The following is a 16,179-nucleotide window of genomic DNA, read 5'->3' as shown; positions in this document are numbered from 1 at the left end:
CGAGGGTTTGTCGTGTGTGAGACAATCTTAGAAATCTTTTTTGTCGTCTTCGACGTGACTATCAGTACGAGCCTTGAGTAGCTTTGGCGCATCGTGCGCAGCTGCTTCGTGCTCAAGGTCGACACCTGCAAGCGCCTTTTTGAGGTTCTTGCGACTGCGGTACCAGTAAGCAAATCCAGCTGTCAGGGCACCCACACCGATAATAGTGAGGATAGTCTCGGCAGGACCAGTGGTAGGTAGACTACCGCTTGCAACTACACAGTTACCGTTGGCGTCTACCACCTGGCCTTCGGTAGGAGTACATGCGCCACAGCGCGCGTCACCGGTAGGAACACCTGGCTTACATTCACTGGCGGCACAGCTTACGTTAACCGTTACGGTTGCCGTGTCATCTTTCGCACCACCAGAAGTAATGGCGGACACCTTATTTGTAAGTGTATTGGCGTTACAGTTAAGTTCGTTCGCCGCAGCTACAGTCGCACTATAGGTAATAACTGCATTACCACCAGCGGCATAGTTTCCAATGTTTATACCGCTCGAGACAATATTGTCACTTACACCGCGGCCGCTTGGATTAGCTGTATTATATACCTTGGTACTACCCGGCATATAGACCATGCCTTTTGGTAATGTATCTTTGATATTTACATCGTTTTGTGCAGTTGTGCCGGTATTAGTATAGATTACCTTGTAATCAACACGTTCACCGGGCTTTGCTGCGTAGTTTTCTTGCCACTGCTTCTGGCCAGTCGGTGAAACCTGCTTCGACACGGTAAAGTTTGGTGCATCAACACGGAATTTGTATATCACAAAGCCCGAGTATTGCGCGCAACCAGGCAGTACGCCGTTGAGACTGTCGTAGCCTATGAGCGTACCCGTACTAAACAGTGAATCTGGCAGCACCTGACCATTGACAGGACCATTACTGGTGATTGTAGCCGATCCAGAAATATACTTGAGCGCAACATCGGTATCAGTCGTAACATAGGCTTCGTCCCAAACTTCTTTTGGATTTGCATTACTCGAAGAAATGACGCTACTGATGGTACCCTTCTCTGAGGCCTTTACCACACTTGGCATCTTGGTGCGTACGGACACGTCTTTGGCGATACCGGCTCCACTTGCGTTCAAGCTTGTTTTGGCATTGTTGTGGTAGTATGTCATCACCTCGTACTGTTTACCAGGCTGTACTTTCATGTCGTTGATATATTCACCGGTACCAGCTTCGCGAATACGAACAAAGTTACGCTCATCACCGACCTTTTTATTGTCAGTAATCGAGTTGAACGTCACATAGTCCGCACCAGTCTCACCACTTGTTGTAGGGCGCTCTGGACCCCAGGCCATCGCCTGAGTGCTCAGGCCAACAATGGCCGCAGACACCACCAATACGGCAGCTACTCGACTGTTGATATTCTTCATTGCTTCGCGATATGTTGTCTTCATGATATGTCTCCTATTCTTTATGTTATTTACTGATCTGTGCTAATAGTTCCGTTAGGCTGAGCGTTGCCACTTGAGTCGGTCGTATTCATGCCGCCCTCCGCCGCGTTACCGGTAGTTTCGTTGGTACGAGTCGTGTCTGCACCTTCTGCGCCAACACTTGTACCTGTATCCGTGGTTGTTGTAGTACCGGTTTCAGTAGTTGTAGTCGCGTCACCGGCCTCTGGTCCAGCAGGTTTTTCGGTGACTCCGTTATCGAGCCCTCTGACGGTCACACCATCTTGGTTAGGAGTAAGACTCGTGTCCTTATCCCTTTCTGGCCCCGGTGTCTGAGGAGCGGGTGTTGGGGTGTCTGGAGCCGGAGTGTCTGGCGTACCAGGATGGTGTGGCGTCTCGCCGCCCTGACCTGGTGTGTCAGGCGTGACATGCGCTACTGGCTGGTAGTCTGCACCACCTTGGCCAGAGTAGTCTGCAGGAGCTGCGCCGCCTACTCCCTGAGGAGCTGCTTGTGGCACTTCGATTGGTATGCGGATTGGCTGGCCACATGGGATGCGGACGCCTTCGATATAGCCGTTTGCCTTGCCCATCACGAGGATCTTGTCATGTGGGTCGGCGCTAGTGACGTCTGGATCGGTCTGGATCAACCAGCCACCCTTACCGTCATGTATGATATAGTTTGATTCGTAATCCTGTGTCAGATCTTCGAGGCTCTTGCCGTGGAGTTGGTCGAGTGCAAAGTCTGCGGCCTTGTCTTTGAGTTCGCGATTGCCATGGAGTAGCTCAGCGACGCGCTCAGTATACTGCTCTGGAGTCTCACCAGGTTTGTAGTTGAGCTCTTTGAGGTCGTCCGGCAGGTCTGTGCCTAGGCGATGGAACTGATCATACTGCGACGCCAGCTCATGTGGACTCTTGCGGAACTGTTCACCGAACTGACCGTACAGATTATTCATGTCGGTAGTACCATCTGCATTGTCGTGCAGATCAATTTTATTGAAGTCGTTATGATGACGACCAGAGGTGTCGAGGAACTGACTCTCTATATGATGCGACTGGATGCTGTATTCATGTGCATCTACGATGCCATTGCCATCTGCGTCCCATGGGTTATTGCTACGATTTGGCGTACCATTAGAACCCTGATCCTGATTGTCGCCAGGGGTTGCAATGTCGTGATGAGCACCTGAGCCGCCGCCATGCTCCACACCGAGGTAGCGAGCAGCTGCAAGTCCGAGAACCGCACCTGTGATTGCCGTGAAGGCCAAGTTGTAGCGAAAACCAGTTTTACGAATACGCTTGCTGTATTCCGCGTCTGTCTCGTCTGGCAACTGACTATACTTCTCAGCGCTTTTGCCACGGCGCGCTGCGAGCGCAGCGTATCCGCTCAGTACTTTAGTGCCCACCCAGAGGTTGGCGCGCTGGAAGAAATTGAGACGCTGCCGTTCTTGAATATCATCGCCTTTTGGCGGCTTATCGGTCTCTGTATCATCCCCTTCTGACTCATCGTCATCTTGTTCTGGATTTTCTGCTGGTTCACCAGGATCGACATCCTGATTAACCGCTTTTGGCGATTGAAAAGGCACAGGCTCACCATTCTTCTGCGCTTTCATATTGGCACGCTCTTTGAGTCCTGCGATAATCTCTTCGTAGGCTTTTACACGCTCATCGAAGTTTTCCGCTTCAATACCTTGCATTACTTCTACAACCTCTGCATGAAACGCTGCACGCTCGGTATCATCTGCAAAACTACCGGCATAGCTATCGATGAAATGATTTGCCGTTGACTCGTATGTCGAAAAATCAGGCTTCTCCGACTGTTCGGGGGTGACTTTGGGTGCTTGCTCTGACATGGGTGGTGGCTCCTTGTCTTTCTCTAAACTTATAGCTTTAGAACTTTTATTTTTCTATTTTTATTGTGTTATGTGTTCATATTAGCATAAGTTTGATTAAAAGTCAATAATATATGTACAAAACAATACCGCTACTGATCGTAGCGGTATTGCAAGAAAATGCTATAGACTATGCCGCTTTTGCATCCGAGTCACGCGCTGGTCGTGAGTATGCTTGTGTAGCTTCGTCCATTGGAGATGTTACTGAGCCTTCTTCATTGCTGTTATACACAACAGGCTTCTCTTGCGCTGGGATAGGATCCGTTGGAGTTTCATCAGCAGGTACTTCTGAGCCGTCAGGGGTAGGGTTTACTCCGAAACGTTCACGACCTCGTTCACGAAATGCTACGTAGCCGCTTTTTACTTTTCCGAACTTGGTTTCACCCGCATCTTTACGTGCCTGACGTGCTGCTTTGTTACGGTCAATCTGAGCCTGCTTAGCCGCTTTGTCTTCTTCGCTAAGTTTATGCTTCTCAACAAAACTTTTTACCGATTCGACGCGCTTTGCAAGCTTTTCGTTTTTGTAATCTTTCTTAGCTTTTTCCTGCGCAGCAGTTGGAATAATGCCCTGCTCTTGATACTCTATACTACGTTTTGCAATGTCCCTGCGTTTCTCCGCGCGACGTTCAGCGCCAAACAATTTGCCAACTGCACTTGCGCCAAGTTTATCAGACATACGTTTGCGCCATGGTGCTTTCTCGGGAGTAGTTTCGGGATCAGATGTAGGTTCAGGTGTAGCCTCAGTCTTTGGTGCGGGTGCTTTACCTGCCGCTTCCGCGTTCGCAACTGCAGCGGCAGCAGCGGCGGCGTCTAGCGATGGCGTGTCTGTTTCAGTCTCGGGTATCTCAGCATTAGACTCTGATGTACGCGGTACAATTCGGCGCTCTTCAATAGAGCCACGGCCTGGTCGTATACCACGTTTAATCTGCCACGCCTCGCCTGCTGCACCAATCCTCGGCTTCTCTGCTGGAGCTGGATTTTTAGCGGGTGAAGCGAAAGTAGATGGTACATTCGCGCCGTTTGCATCCGCCTTGGCTGCTGCGGCGGCATCATCAGATAAGTCACGGTATTCATCTAGTTGAGCAAATGTCCTAAAATCACGTTGGTCACCTTTAGCGAGGACAGCGGCTTGAGCAACCTCATCGAGTGACTTTATGACCCATCCGCCCTCCACGGCACCGTCACGCAAGATTTTGACTTCGTCGCCGACTTTGTATGTTGCGGGCTTCTCGGTTTCGACACCTGAAGCTGGTTCGGCCGGTACTTCTGCCGAGTTATTTACTTCTTCGTATTCTTTTTTGAAATTGGTATAAAATGCATCTTTCGCAGCTTTCAACTCTGCTTTTGCGTAGATATGATCTTCGGCTGTCGATTTGAAATTCAAAGCATCGATTTTTGCCTGTGCTGCATCAATCTCTTCGCCGCCATATCGGCTCCACTCTTCGTTAAATGCCTCGATGTCATCTTTGATACCAGCTATCTCAGCCTTGTCTTCATAAGTACGCCTAAAGCCTGGGACACTTTCTGCTTGCGCCAGCTCGTTTTCATATTTTTGACGCTTATCAATAAAACTATCAAGCAGCGCTTGCTCGCTTGGAAGCTCGGTCTCTACCGCACCGCTTTCTTGTTGAACGACTGGACCGTAAACCCTATCGTAATGCGCATTTAGTGCGGGATACTGTGGCTCATTCGATGATTTGGGAGTTTTCTCTGACATAAATATGGTTCCTTATACTTGCTTTTTATAGCGTTATGATTTCATATTACCATAAATATGATAAAAAAGCAATAGCTTAACCATATTTCAGTCAAATATCTAGAAAGGTATGTTATTGACCCAGAATGACACGGTTGGCGTAGAGCCAAGAATATGGTTCACCAGCATCGAGATACTGGCCTGCAGCACGTACAACTTGTACAGATCCCCCTGTAAGTACATACTGATTGATCGGTTCAAGAATATAGTATTCCCCTGTTATATCAACATTTGCATATGCGGAAATCGCCTGCATGACATCGTAGTTGAGCACGAAGTAACTGGTGTTTATGGAGGTACTTGGTGCCTGCTCTACCGCCGGTTTCTCGATAATCTGGTAGTAATTGCCATTGGTGTCAAATTCTACCACGCCGTACTTACTGACACTTTCGCGCGGCACTTCTGTAGTAAGCATAGAGTTGCCGCCTTCGGCTGTAGATGCGATCATAAGTGCGACCTCCGAGTGTCCGTCCGGATTATAGAAGAAGGCGTCGCCTGTTGCTACGACCACCGACTCGCCAGGCTTGAGATACTGTGCACACATACCCACGGGGATAGCTGTACCGTATTTGGCGTTGGTATCTTGGTCAATATAATAAAACTTAATCCCTTCCGGGGGCATAACGTATTTGAGGTATTCTTGTTTGCCAAAATAATTGAGATATTGCTCGAGTGCAAGATTATGTGAATAGTACTTCTCGAGCTGACTGTCACCTTGATTGACGACAAAAAAGATTTCAGTAATACCTGCACGAATACAGTCTTGTACTACATAGTCGACAACCGGACGGTTACCAACCGGCAGCATGCACTTCTCGATGGCTTTGGTGACAGGCAGGCGACGGGTTCCCCATCCTGCAACAGGAATGATAGCTTTGGTGATGTTCATGCTCTAGATTGTACCTGTTTACCCCTGGAAACGCAACGCGCTTACGCTCCCTAGCGCAACCACCAACGCGCCGCTACCACGCCTGCCCATGCCGCCAAGCCACCACTTGCCCACCAATACCAGGCTATACCTAGAACTGCCCAGCCACCATCTGATGGGGCTACCGGTATATTTGGAGTTGTATCGAGTGATGTTATCCGGAGCGGATTTGATTGTGCTGTGGCAGCACCTTTGACATCAGACTCAAGCGGCGCAGCAGCCAACTGGAGGCTATCTGTGCTCGAGATAGCTTCTACCAGCTTGGGACTGACTGGCGTGGAGAACTGTGTAGAAAGTGAGCCAATCGGCACTACTTCAAGCTTGTCAACATAGACCTGGGGCTTGGCAACCGGGATGATAACATTGTCGATGTCCGACTTGGCCGGCCAAGACACGGTGGCCGGAGCGCTCGTCGTGCTACCGAGCTCACCACTAGTGTCGGTAAACTGAAGCTGCGCAGTGTACTCACCCGCCACTACGTTGGCAAGTGGCAGTGTGGCAAGCAATGTATCCGCTCCACAGCCGGCCGTACAATCGACAGCCTGTGGCGCACCGCCGTTGAATGTCAGTGCGAGTGTAGTGCCAGGCAATACCGAGCCCGTCGTCGTACCATGTACCTCAAGCGAATCACCGACCTGGGCAATGCGCGGTACCAGTAAATCGTGTAGCACAATCTGCGCGGTTGCGTCTTCGTTACCCACTATGTGCGCTTGCATGACACCGCTGGCTGCTGGCTGCTCGGAAGGATGCCAAATTTCAAATGTTGCAGGTTCCTGCACAGGAGTCTGTGGTGTTTCTCGTATGCCAGGAATGCGCTGATCACCAATAGAAAACTCTACCGCGCTGGTACCAAGTGGAGCCCGGAGCGACACGTGAGTCGCCTGCACCAAGTATGCGTCTGTCGCGGTAAATGAAAGTAACGGGGCTTCGACAGCCTCTGGAGGCGTCACATCTTCTGCGTGCGCTGAGAATGGAAGCAAAAAAGTGGCCGTGAGCATCAGGATCGATACTACGAGTATCGAGAATCTGCGCCTATGTGACCCACCTCCTCGCTTCGTCATGTATCTAGTATAGCAAAAAAGTACGCGGTGTTTAAGAGTTTTTTTGCTGAAGTCGATCCATATCGGAGTGGCTAAGGCCATAAAAGTGAGCCATCTCGTGCCAGAGTGTGCGTTTAACTTGCTCGAAAAACTCGTGCTCATCATGTGAGACCTTGAGCAAAGGATGCTTGAACAGAGTGATTTTGTCTGGCAGTACAAATGTGTAGCCAGCCCCGCGTGCTGGCAACGGAATACCTTCGTAGAGACCAAGCAACAAGTGATGGTCGTCGATGTGCATTTTCTGCTTCTGCTCGTCCGTGGGGTCGTCTGCCTGTACTATGGCGACGTTGTCGAGGCCAGAGATATATTCCTGCGGTAGCTCATCCATGGCACGAGTAATCAGCTTGTCAAAGTGTTCGTCGGAAATCTGCATGTGTAGCCCATTATACGCTAGTCAGCAGCGAAGTCGAACCACTCAGGATCGCTTTTGACTTCTTCGAGCAGAGCGCCCCACGACTGTGCGAGATCTTGCGGATCGATAGGATCAGTAAGATCTCGAATAGCCCCCGCTTCGCGGCGCTCGGCAGCAATATCTTCGCCCAGACCATCACCAAGTGGGTCTATAGGGTCAAATGTAATATGGTGTTTTGGCAATAGAATCATGTGTTTGTGTATGAGCGTTTACAAACACTACTCTAACATTCTTATGCTAAAAAGTCAATAATATGTACTAGAGTTGACCATAGGTACTGTAAAACGCCAAGATCACAATGACAAATGACGACAACCCTAAGCCTTTGACGAGTCCGTGGTGACGATTCCAAGTACTTTGTAGGTATTTGGGGATATGACGGTGGTATAGCTGAGCTATAAGTGCCACAATTGCTGCAAGCAGTAACAATACAATACTACTGAGAATAGCCGGACTCACCGACTGTAAGCCAATGCCGATGCGCGATGCTAGACTTAGCTGCGCACTAGCTGGTGCCGCAAAGTTAACCCCCTGGACTGCGCCGATACCCGAGACGGGCGGCGTACCGTACATAGCCACCACAAGTGAGATGGGATGGCCATTCATAGTCCCCTCCACTGTTGCAAAACCGACGTCCTGGTACTGACTCTTAAGTACGTTGTCGCGATGCGAGGGTGAGGCCATCCAGGCGCTCACTACCGCCTGACTTGTACTGAAATTACGTGCCAAGTTTTCGCCTGCATAGCTGTAGTTATAACCTGCATCACCCAGCCATTTCCAAGGCTGTACACCGCTCGGTGATGTATGCGACCAGTACTGTTTGTCTAGCATATCGCGAGCTTTCATATAGGCTGCGTCGCTGAGGCGAGCATCAAGCGTAAGTGGCTGCAGATTTGCCTTGGAACGCTCATCGTTAGTGCCATCGAGCAACCCCGCCACCGTCACCTGCGCCTGATCACCTAGTACCGCATGGAAATAGTTAAGATGCGTGATAAGCTGCACCAACAGCACTGCCACCACAATAACCATGAGACCTTGTCGGCGAATAAGATGGGGCTTGTATTGGTTGTGCCTGTGCGGCACGAGTGTCATGCGCGCGTGGTACTTGCCGCTGTGGTGCACTTTTTGCAGCCAGGTTTTTTGTTTTTTTGTGGCCATGTGCCACTAGTATAGTGCTTGTGGTAGAAAAAAGCGAGTATCTGTGACGGAGATACTCGCTTACATCACATCAGGAAGATGCTATGCGTTTTCTGCAACACGGCGACGACGTGCGACCAAGAGCCACCATGTGCCACCGATAGCGGCCAAGAGTAGAACGAGCCACCACCAGTTAGTCGCAAACCAGTTGGCGCTTGTTTTTTCGTCTGCAGCGCCTTTGACATTAGATTCGTCGTCCCCACCTGAAGCTGAGTTGCTTGTAGTTTCGCTACCCAGTACAGTTGCCTGCTGCGCCGAGTCCACCGCAACATTACCGGTCGGCAATGTTGTTGCTACGGTTGGCGTCGTTGCGCTGACGATAAATACCGGCAATACCGCACCAAGCACGGATGGCAGAGTTGTCACGACAGAACGCTGCGCAGTAGTGCCGTTGCCCTCTCCTGAGCCATCACTTTGACCGCCGTTTATGTTGCCACTAGGTTCTGCGGCAGGGGCGACAGCAACGGTGTGTGTCGCACCAGGGTTCGTGACATTGCCAGCAGTATCGCGCGCAAAGGCAGTCACAACTTGACCATCTGGTGATGCGGGAGTGGGGATGGTGACTGTCCATTTTTTGTCTGAATCGACAGTTGCCACATAGCTCGCACCAGCGTACTCGACTGTTACCTCGTCTGTTGTGTCGCTTGTGTCGCCCTGGACTGTAAGCTGTTTGGCTGCAGCATCGTAGGAACTAGCAGTCACATGTGCTATAGGCGCTGTGGCATCATATAGGATAGAGAACGTATCGCTACAGGACGATTCATTACCTGCAAAGTCGATTGCTTTGACACAGAAGTAGTAAGTACCCTCTCGGTGGTCGAAGTTTGTCCAGATAGAGCCACCTATAGAAGAATTAGTAAAGTACGAAGCATCGCTGGTCGACCAAGCGTTTGCCTGACCGTTGAAGTAACCTGGAATATTTGTCCAGAAATAGTATTTATAATGATCAACATCCGAATCGCTCAAAGCGTGATTCCAGCCTAGTGTCCCCTGCGCTACGTTTGTGGCGTTTCCACTCGTGACGCTAGCGCCACCTTGTGCGACCCAGGTAAGATCTACCGGTACATGTGGTGCATCATGGTCAATCGTGACCTTCCATGGTGCTGTCCATGTGCTTTTGTTGCCTGCTGCATCGACTGCGCGAACCTGCCAGTACCAAGTACCGTTGGCGCCGACAGAGCGAGCCTGCGATTCAATTGGTTGGATTTGTTGGTAGTCGCCTGTCCACTGGACATTTGTAAACGAACCATCTGCGCCTATCGCTGGATTTTGCGAGTTTTGCATCTCGTAACTCACGGCGTCGGACACGTCGGACCAATCAAACCAGAAATCGTTTGACGACTGGATGGTGTCTGCCCCTGGCGACTGGTGTGTCGGAGCAGCAGGGGCAACCGTGTCATAGTTGAAGACGTATGTCGTGGTATTGCCAGCGACATCGTAGAGTACGAATGTATTGGAGCCTTGGACGAGTTTTGATTTGATGTTTTGGAAGTTTGCGTCGCTGTAGGTATTGTTTGTGAAATCAACCATTTGGCCGTTGAGCACGTATCTGTCGACCTGGTACGCGTCGTAGAGACTAAGGCTGACGTTGCTAAAGATTTTGCTCGTTGTGTTGCCGATCGCACCCGATTTAACAGTGACTGTCGGTGCCGTATTGTCGACAGTGAAGACTTTTTCTTGGACGCTTTCGTTGCCTGCTGCGTCGCGTGAAGTGAATTTGGCAGTGTATTTGCCATCGCCATAGAGCTGCGACGCGGTATTGAGTGCATAAGTAGCGACTCCTGCGCTGTCGGTGGCAACCGCGTTGGCACTCGCGTAGAACTTCGAGTTGTCGAGGCTGCCGTCTGAATTTTGCTTCCAGATGCGGAGTTTGCCAGAGGCAGGCTGCGTATTGTCGGTAATTGTGTGGTGAATTATCAGGCTGCCGCGCACGAGACTAGCAAGGTCATTTGTGCTAGTCGGCGCAACGTTGTCGACAGTGACTTTGCTAATCGCGCTCCATGGACCCCAGCTGCCTGAGCCGTCGCCGGCGCGAACCTGCCAGTAGTAATCGGCATCCGGCGTACCACTGTTACCGCGCGTCACCTTGCCGCCTGCTACAGAGTAGTTCGACGAGGCGCTGTTGTCGCTATAAATGATTGGGCCGAGTGTAGTCGCATCGACCAATGTATTTGCCGTGCGGTATTCGTAGATGCTTGCACCAGGAACAACGTTCCAAGTCATCGAGAAGCCGCGATCTCGAGTGAAGGCGCCAGCAGGTGGAGTAAGGTTAGTTGGTGCAGTCAGTGCGCCGTAGAAATCAGTACACGCAACGCTGAGGCACCAGCTACCGTAGCGCGCTGCACCGTTGACGGCGACGCCAGTGCCTGCAGCATTTGCTGCCGGGGTGCTGCCATCGGTACTGTTTGTATCTTGCGGGCCAGTTGCACTACCCCACCAGTTTTTCGTGGCTGCGACAGTCCCACTGAATGATCCTGAACCTACATTCAAACCGTTTGTATAGCCAGTAATCTTGTTGCCGGTTAGCGTAATGTCGGATGACTGGGCACCGCTTGCCGTGCTGATGCTGAAAGCGCTTTTGCCTGTCGTCGATGCTGTAAGTGTATTGTTGGTCGCATTTAGCCCAATCGTACCAGTGACAAAGAAGCCAGTGCTACTGAGACCACTTAGCAAGTTATCTTGTAGCGTGACATTGCTATCGCCCCATAGCACTGCAGCGTTTGCGCCGCTAGTAAAGGTATTGCGTGAGAGAACGATGTTTGACGAACCAGCGAGATTAATCGAAGTATTACTTGCGCCCGAAAATGCACTATTTACTATAGTGATGCCGCTTACGGCATCGCCCCAAATTCCCGCATTATTCTCTGGATTTGCATTGTTATCACGTACCGTGTTGCTATCAAGTGTGACGTTTGACGCGCCCGCAAGGCTGATGCCACGCTGGTTGTGCTCGATGACGTTGTTTTTGACCACGGCACCTGCGCTGCCACCCAGATCGACACCGACGGTGCCTACCATCGATGATGTGTCGCCGATTGAGAATCCATCGATTGTGACGTTTGGTGCTGCGACACGAAACGCTGTGTCGTTGTAGCTTGGTCCACCGATGACGCGAGCCGCCTGACTCTCTGCTTTGACGGTGGCCGACTTATCGACAGATGTTGACTGACTATATGTGCCATTTGCAACATGGACAGTACCGCCTGGTACGATGCGACCGACACCGCTCTGGATACTAGTATATGGATTCCATTTTGAACCTTCATCACCGCTATTGCCATTACTAGTCTGCGTCACATAGGCATCGGAGAGTCGCTTGCTGCCACCGAACTGATTTTCTACCACCGCATCAGCATTTGTATCGCTCATAGCAACCACTTGTGCGTCAGAATAATTATTTGTCGCACCAGCGATGATGGCAATATCAAGTACATTTGTACCCCAAGTATTACCACTAAATGAAACGTTGCTGTTCGAAAGAATGACCCAACCTTTTGTCTGATTGGTATAGTTATTTATCACCGTCACCTGCGCGTTGTCATTGATATAGGCAGGCTGACGGAGATTAAGGAACCGGTTGTTTTTGACAGTAATACCCGTGTAGCTAGAGATTTCCAAACCACGGACGACTTGCGACTCACCGATATCAAAGTTGGATTCAAATATCAGGCCATCGATTGTGACGTTATTTGACTGGATGCCAAGTATACCGGTGAGTGCATTTGGCGTGGAAAGTTTGGCGCCGGTGGAGCTTTTGATTATTAGAGGTTTAGTGATGACGACTTGCGACGGGATAACTTCGTCGTTTGTAATATCAATCGTATCACCAGGAGCTGCGGCAGCAACACGCTGGGCAAGTGTGAGTGCGGGGGCTGTACCGTTTGTGATACCTTTTGTCGGCGTGCCGGATATTGCAAATGCCGACGCGCCGTCATAGTCTGCGCGATAACTCTGCGCAGCAGTAAGGTTTGGCACCGTCACCGTCTGCTTGAGAGTGGTGCCGTCGTACAGTTTGATTACGTCACCAGTATTTGTAAGCCATGTGGTTGTTGTCTCGACAACAAACAAGCCGTTTGCGTCTGTCACATCGGCGCTGGTAAGGATTTTCTTTTGCGCGGTGCCGTCATTTGCGTCGAACTGCACTACCCAGCCAGCAAGATTTGTGTCAGCCGGAGCATATAGTTCAACCCATTCTGGCGAGCTAGCGCTCGACACTTCGTTGATTGTGACATTGCCTGCCGCATGCGCCACTTGGTCCGCTATAAGCCCATACATTGGCTGTGCGACTAGCGCAAATGCCGCTATTACTGTTAGTATCAGCCCACCGCGACGTTTCGACTTAATAGCCAGCCCCATTTCACACCTCTATCTGCACTCCACATGCGATTTGATTGTTTATGAGGTTAGGATAGCAGATTTTAAGGATTTACTCAAGCTTAGGCAGAGTATTTTTCGAGTGAAACTTGAAGATCCGCTCCCTCAACTTTGACATCTTTTTCATATGACAGTTTATCGGTCGACACACCGTCTGCGAGCACTTCGGTGCGTATCGTATCCTCGTGTTCGGCGATAGCAGCCGCAAGCTCTTGATTATCAGTTGAAAGGTGCAGCACGATGCGATCATCAACATTGAGACCGGCGTCTTTGCGGGTCGCTTGAATATGTCGAATCACTTCACGCATGAGGCCTTCGCGCTTGAGCTCTGGCGTAAGTTCTAGGTCAAGTGTCAGTTCGCCACCCTGAACAACTTTTTTAACGTTCAGCTCTTCGGTGAGGATGTCTTCGAAATTCACAAATTTGCCAAGCGTAGGTACGGTTACACTCGCGAGTGGCTGGCGAATTTTGAGACGTTCCTTGGCACGGATACTGAGGGCTTGATTGACATACTCACGTACAGTTCCCATTTCGTCGAGTACAAGCTGATCAACAGTGTAGTTAGACGGCCAGTCAAGCAAATGTACCGACTCCCCACCGCCACCAAGATTTTGATACAATTCTTCACTCAGGAAGGGTGTAAATGGCGCCAGGATGACCGACAGTTTCATCAGTACATAGTGCAGCGTACAATATGCCTCGGCTTTGTCACCGTCATCTTCGCTCTTCCAGAAACGTCGGCGTGAGCGGCGCACAAACCAATTACTCGCATCCTCAATAAACGGTAGAAACTCACTCATCGCGACCGGTAAGTTATAGGCATCCATATGCTCGCTGACATGCTTGTTCAGCTCATGCACGCGACTGATGATCCATTTGTCGAGTGGATTGTGAACGTCTTCCGGGTTGGTCGTAAATGGCTTCGTAGGGTCGAACTCCCAGCCGTCAACCTCTGCATACATAGTAAAGAAATCGTACATGTTCCAAATCATACTGAGTTTGCGTGCGACATCACCTACATCCTTGTCGTGCAACGCGAAGTCTTCTCCGCTTAGCAGCGGGCTACTGAGTAGCAAGAAGCGTAGACTATCGGCACTAAACTTATCCATCAGCTCGTTTGGATCGGTGTAATTGCCATAGCTTTTACTCATCTTGCGCCCGTCGTTGCCCGCGACCACGCCCGTGGTGATGACATGTTTGAACGGTGCCTCACCAAACAGTCCGACACCCACGACATGTAAGTAGTAAAACCATGCACGGACTTGGCCGATGTACTCCGAGATGAAATCGCCAGGGAAATTGGCTTCGAACTTGGCTTTGTTTTCGAATGGATAATGGAATTGTGCAAACGGCATGCTACCACTCTCGAACCAGCCGTCTAGTACTTTTTCTATTCGAGTGTAGTGGATCCCATCTTTTTCGAACGTAATGTCGTCGACCCATGGTCGGTGGTAATCGTCGAGCTCTCGCCCACTCAGATCTTTGAGTTCGGCGTAGCTGCCTACCACGATCTGGTGCTTCTTACCGTCTTTATCTTTGCCTTCCCAGACTGGCATAGCGGTTGCCCAAAAGCGGTCGCGAGACAGGTTCCAGTCTGGCGCGGCTTCGATGTTTTTCTGCCAGCGCCCGTGTTTGAGATGCTCGGGAAACCATTCGATTTGTTCGGTATTTTTCTCCAGCATGAGCTGCTTCTGACCTTGCACGTCAAAGAACCAGCTCGGATGTGCACGGTACATGAGACGTGTGCCGCAGCGATGACAGTGTGGATACGAGTGGCGGATGTAGTCGATCTTCCAGACGGTGCCGCGCTCATGAAGCATCTTAGCGATTGTCTTGTTGATCTCCCAGACGTTTTCGCCCCGCCACTCTGTCTCGCTATATAGGCCATTTTCATCGATGACATGCACGACAGGAATACCTTCGCGCTGCGCCAACTCGAAGTCCTCTTCGCCATACGCTGGTGCGATATGCACGATACCAGAACCGTCTTCAGCCGAGACATAGTCTGCCGCCCATACTTTGTGCGCATCCTCTCCCCTATTTTCAAACAGCGGCTCATAACTAAGTCCCACTAGCTCCTCGCCTTTGAGCTCACGTACAACTTCATACTCCAGCGGCTGATGCTTTTCGTCAGTCAATACCTTCTGCACGAGTTCTTTGGCTACAGTAAATTGTTCATCACCCACCTTTACTTCTACGTAGTCCAAATCTTTGTTCACTGCCACGGCCGTGTTGGCCGGCAGTGTCCACGGCGTGGTAGTCCAAGCAAGTAGAGTGTTGCCGTTTGTTAGCTTGAACTTCACATAGACACTCGGGTCGGTAACATCTTGATACGCGCCGGCATCCATAGTAACTTCGGCTTTCGAAAGCGGCGTGGCGTCGCGTGTGCAGTACATAAGTACGCGCTCACCTTCGTAGATCTTGCCTTTATTGTAGAGTTCCTTGAATGCCCACCAGATGGATTCCATGTATTCTTTATCCATGGTTTTGTATGCATTATCCATATCGACCCAGCGGCCGATACGGTCGATTGTGTCATTCCACAGGCTACTCGTCTGAACCATGTTGTCGCGAGCGGTTGTGATATATTCTTCTAGACTAATCTTCGTACCGATATCGCGTCGGTCTTTAATACCAAGCTTCTTCTCGGTAAATACCTCTGCCGGTAGACCATGACAGTCCCAGCCCCACACACGTTCCACGCGTTTGCCAAGCATAGTTTGATAACGCGGCACAGCATCTTTCACTACACTACTCAGGAGCGTTCCATGATGTGGCACACCCGTGATGAAGGGCGGGCCGTCATAGAATACATAGGCATTATCCGCTGGTCGTTGTTCGACCGATTTTTCAAACGTTTTCTGTGTTTTCCACTTTTGAACCCAATCTTTTTCGTATTCTAGTGCGCGTCGGCGCGAGTTAGCTTTGAATTTCATCCTACATCCTTTCGTAAAATAAAAAACCACTTCTTCCGGCTGTCAGAATCCGCATCGGCGGACGGTACCATCTGACTTCCAAAAGAAGTGATTCTTTTAGCGCTTATTTGTCGCTTTTGTCGCTAGCGTAGCGGCGGGTTCTAGTCG

Annotated in this window: 10 protein-coding genes; all 10 read right to left on the bottom strand. The window is 50.4% G+C overall.

Going from position 1 to position 16,179, the window contains the following annotated elements; all coding sequences use genetic code 11:
- Nucleotides 1-27: 27 nt before the first annotated feature.
- Nucleotides 28-1,446: a DUF11 domain-containing protein gene (locus GII36_RS01395; RefSeq protein ID WP_260763869.1), complete on the bottom strand. Its 1,419-nt coding sequence runs from the start codon at nucleotides 1,444-1,446 to the stop codon at nucleotides 28-30.
- Between the two features lie 26 nt (nucleotides 1,447-1,472).
- Nucleotides 1,473-3,290 (bottom strand): hypothetical protein, encoded by a 1,818-nt coding sequence (locus GII36_RS01390; protein WP_260763867.1) that lies wholly within the window; start codon nucleotides 3,288-3,290, stop codon nucleotides 1,473-1,475.
- 169 nt (nucleotides 3,291-3,459) lie between these two features.
- The gene (locus GII36_RS01385; protein ID WP_260763865.1) at nucleotides 3,460-5,046 is read right to left on the bottom strand and encodes a hypothetical protein; all 1,587 of its coding nucleotides are present in this window, start codon (nucleotides 5,044-5,046) and stop codon (nucleotides 3,460-3,462) included.
- Between the two features lie 112 nt (nucleotides 5,047-5,158).
- Nucleotides 5,159-5,974 (bottom strand): sugar phosphate nucleotidyltransferase, encoded by an 816-nt coding sequence (locus GII36_RS01380; protein WP_260763863.1) that lies wholly within the window; start codon nucleotides 5,972-5,974, stop codon nucleotides 5,159-5,161.
- A 50-nt stretch (nucleotides 5,975-6,024) separates the two neighbouring features.
- The gene (locus tag GII36_RS01375) at nucleotides 6,025-7,074 is read right to left on the bottom strand and encodes a hypothetical protein (protein WP_260763861.1); all 1,050 of its coding nucleotides are present in this window, start codon (nucleotides 7,072-7,074) and stop codon (nucleotides 6,025-6,027) included.
- A 31-nt stretch (nucleotides 7,075-7,105) separates the two neighbouring features.
- A complete protein-coding gene (locus GII36_RS01370; RefSeq protein WP_260763860.1) occupies nucleotides 7,106-7,486 on the bottom strand; it encodes a metallopeptidase family protein in 381 nt (126 codons plus the stop codon).
- 17 nt (nucleotides 7,487-7,503) lie between these two features.
- Nucleotides 7,504-7,716 carry a hypothetical protein gene (locus GII36_RS01365; RefSeq protein WP_260763859.1) on the bottom strand — a complete coding sequence of 71 codons (213 nt, stop codon included), beginning with the start codon at nucleotides 7,714-7,716 and terminating at the stop codon, nucleotides 7,504-7,506.
- Between the two features lie 67 nt (nucleotides 7,717-7,783).
- Entirely contained in the window at nucleotides 7,784-8,683 is a 900-nt protein-coding gene (locus GII36_RS01360; protein WP_260763858.1) for a CAP domain-containing protein, read from the bottom strand.
- A gap of 81 nt (nucleotides 8,684-8,764) precedes the next feature.
- On the bottom strand, nucleotides 8,765-13,078 hold the full coding sequence (locus tag GII36_RS01355) for a right-handed parallel beta-helix repeat-containing protein (protein WP_260763857.1): 4,314 nt from the start codon (nucleotides 13,076-13,078) through the stop codon (nucleotides 8,765-8,767).
- 80 nt (nucleotides 13,079-13,158) lie between these two features.
- Nucleotides 13,159-16,032, bottom strand: coding sequence for an isoleucine--tRNA ligase (ileS, locus tag GII36_RS01350; RefSeq protein ID WP_260763856.1), 2,874 nt, complete (start codon nucleotides 16,030-16,032; stop codon nucleotides 13,159-13,161).
- Nucleotides 16,033-16,179 lie beyond the last annotated feature (147 nt).

This window comes from Candidatus Mycosynbacter amalyticus (assembly GCF_025273655.1).
Lineage (GTDB): Bacteria > Patescibacteriota > Saccharimonadia > Saccharimonadales > Saccharimonadaceae > Mycosynbacter > Mycosynbacter amalyticus.
Note: the sequence above shows the minus strand (reverse complement) of the source record. Positions and strands in the feature narration are given on the sequence as shown.

Excerpts from the sequence above, each read along its gene's own strand:
- GII36_RS01395 (WP_260763869.1), bottom strand. The coding sequence starts at position 1,446 with ATGAAGACAACATATCGCGAAGCAATGAAGAATATCAACAGTCGAGTA.
- GII36_RS01390 (WP_260763867.1), bottom strand. The coding sequence starts at position 3,290 with ATGTCAGAGCAAGCACCCAAAGTCACCCCCGAACAGTCGGAGAAGCCT.
- GII36_RS01385 (WP_260763865.1), bottom strand. The coding sequence starts at position 5,046 with ATGTCAGAGAAAACTCCCAAATCATCGAATGAGCCACAGTATCCCGCA.
- GII36_RS01380 (WP_260763863.1), bottom strand. The coding sequence starts at position 5,974 with ATGAACATCACCAAAGCTATCATTCCTGTTGCAGGATGGGGAACCCGT.
- GII36_RS01375 (WP_260763861.1), bottom strand. The coding sequence starts at position 7,074 with ATGACGAAGCGAGGAGGTGGGTCACATAGGCGCAGATTCTCGATACTC.
- GII36_RS01370 (WP_260763860.1), bottom strand. The coding sequence starts at position 7,486 with ATGCAGATTTCCGACGAACACTTTGACAAGCTGATTACTCGTGCCATG.
- GII36_RS01365 (WP_260763859.1), bottom strand. The coding sequence starts at position 7,716 with ATGATTCTATTGCCAAAACACCATATTACATTTGACCCTATAGACCCA.
- GII36_RS01360 (WP_260763858.1), bottom strand. The coding sequence starts at position 8,683 with ATGGCCACAAAAAAACAAAAAACCTGGCTGCAAAAAGTGCACCACAGC.
- GII36_RS01355 (WP_260763857.1), bottom strand. The coding sequence starts at position 13,078 with ATGGGGCTGGCTATTAAGTCGAAACGTCGCGGTGGGCTGATACTAACA.
- ileS (WP_260763856.1), bottom strand. The coding sequence starts at position 16,032 with ATGAAATTCAAAGCTAACTCGCGCCGACGCGCACTAGAATACGAAAAA.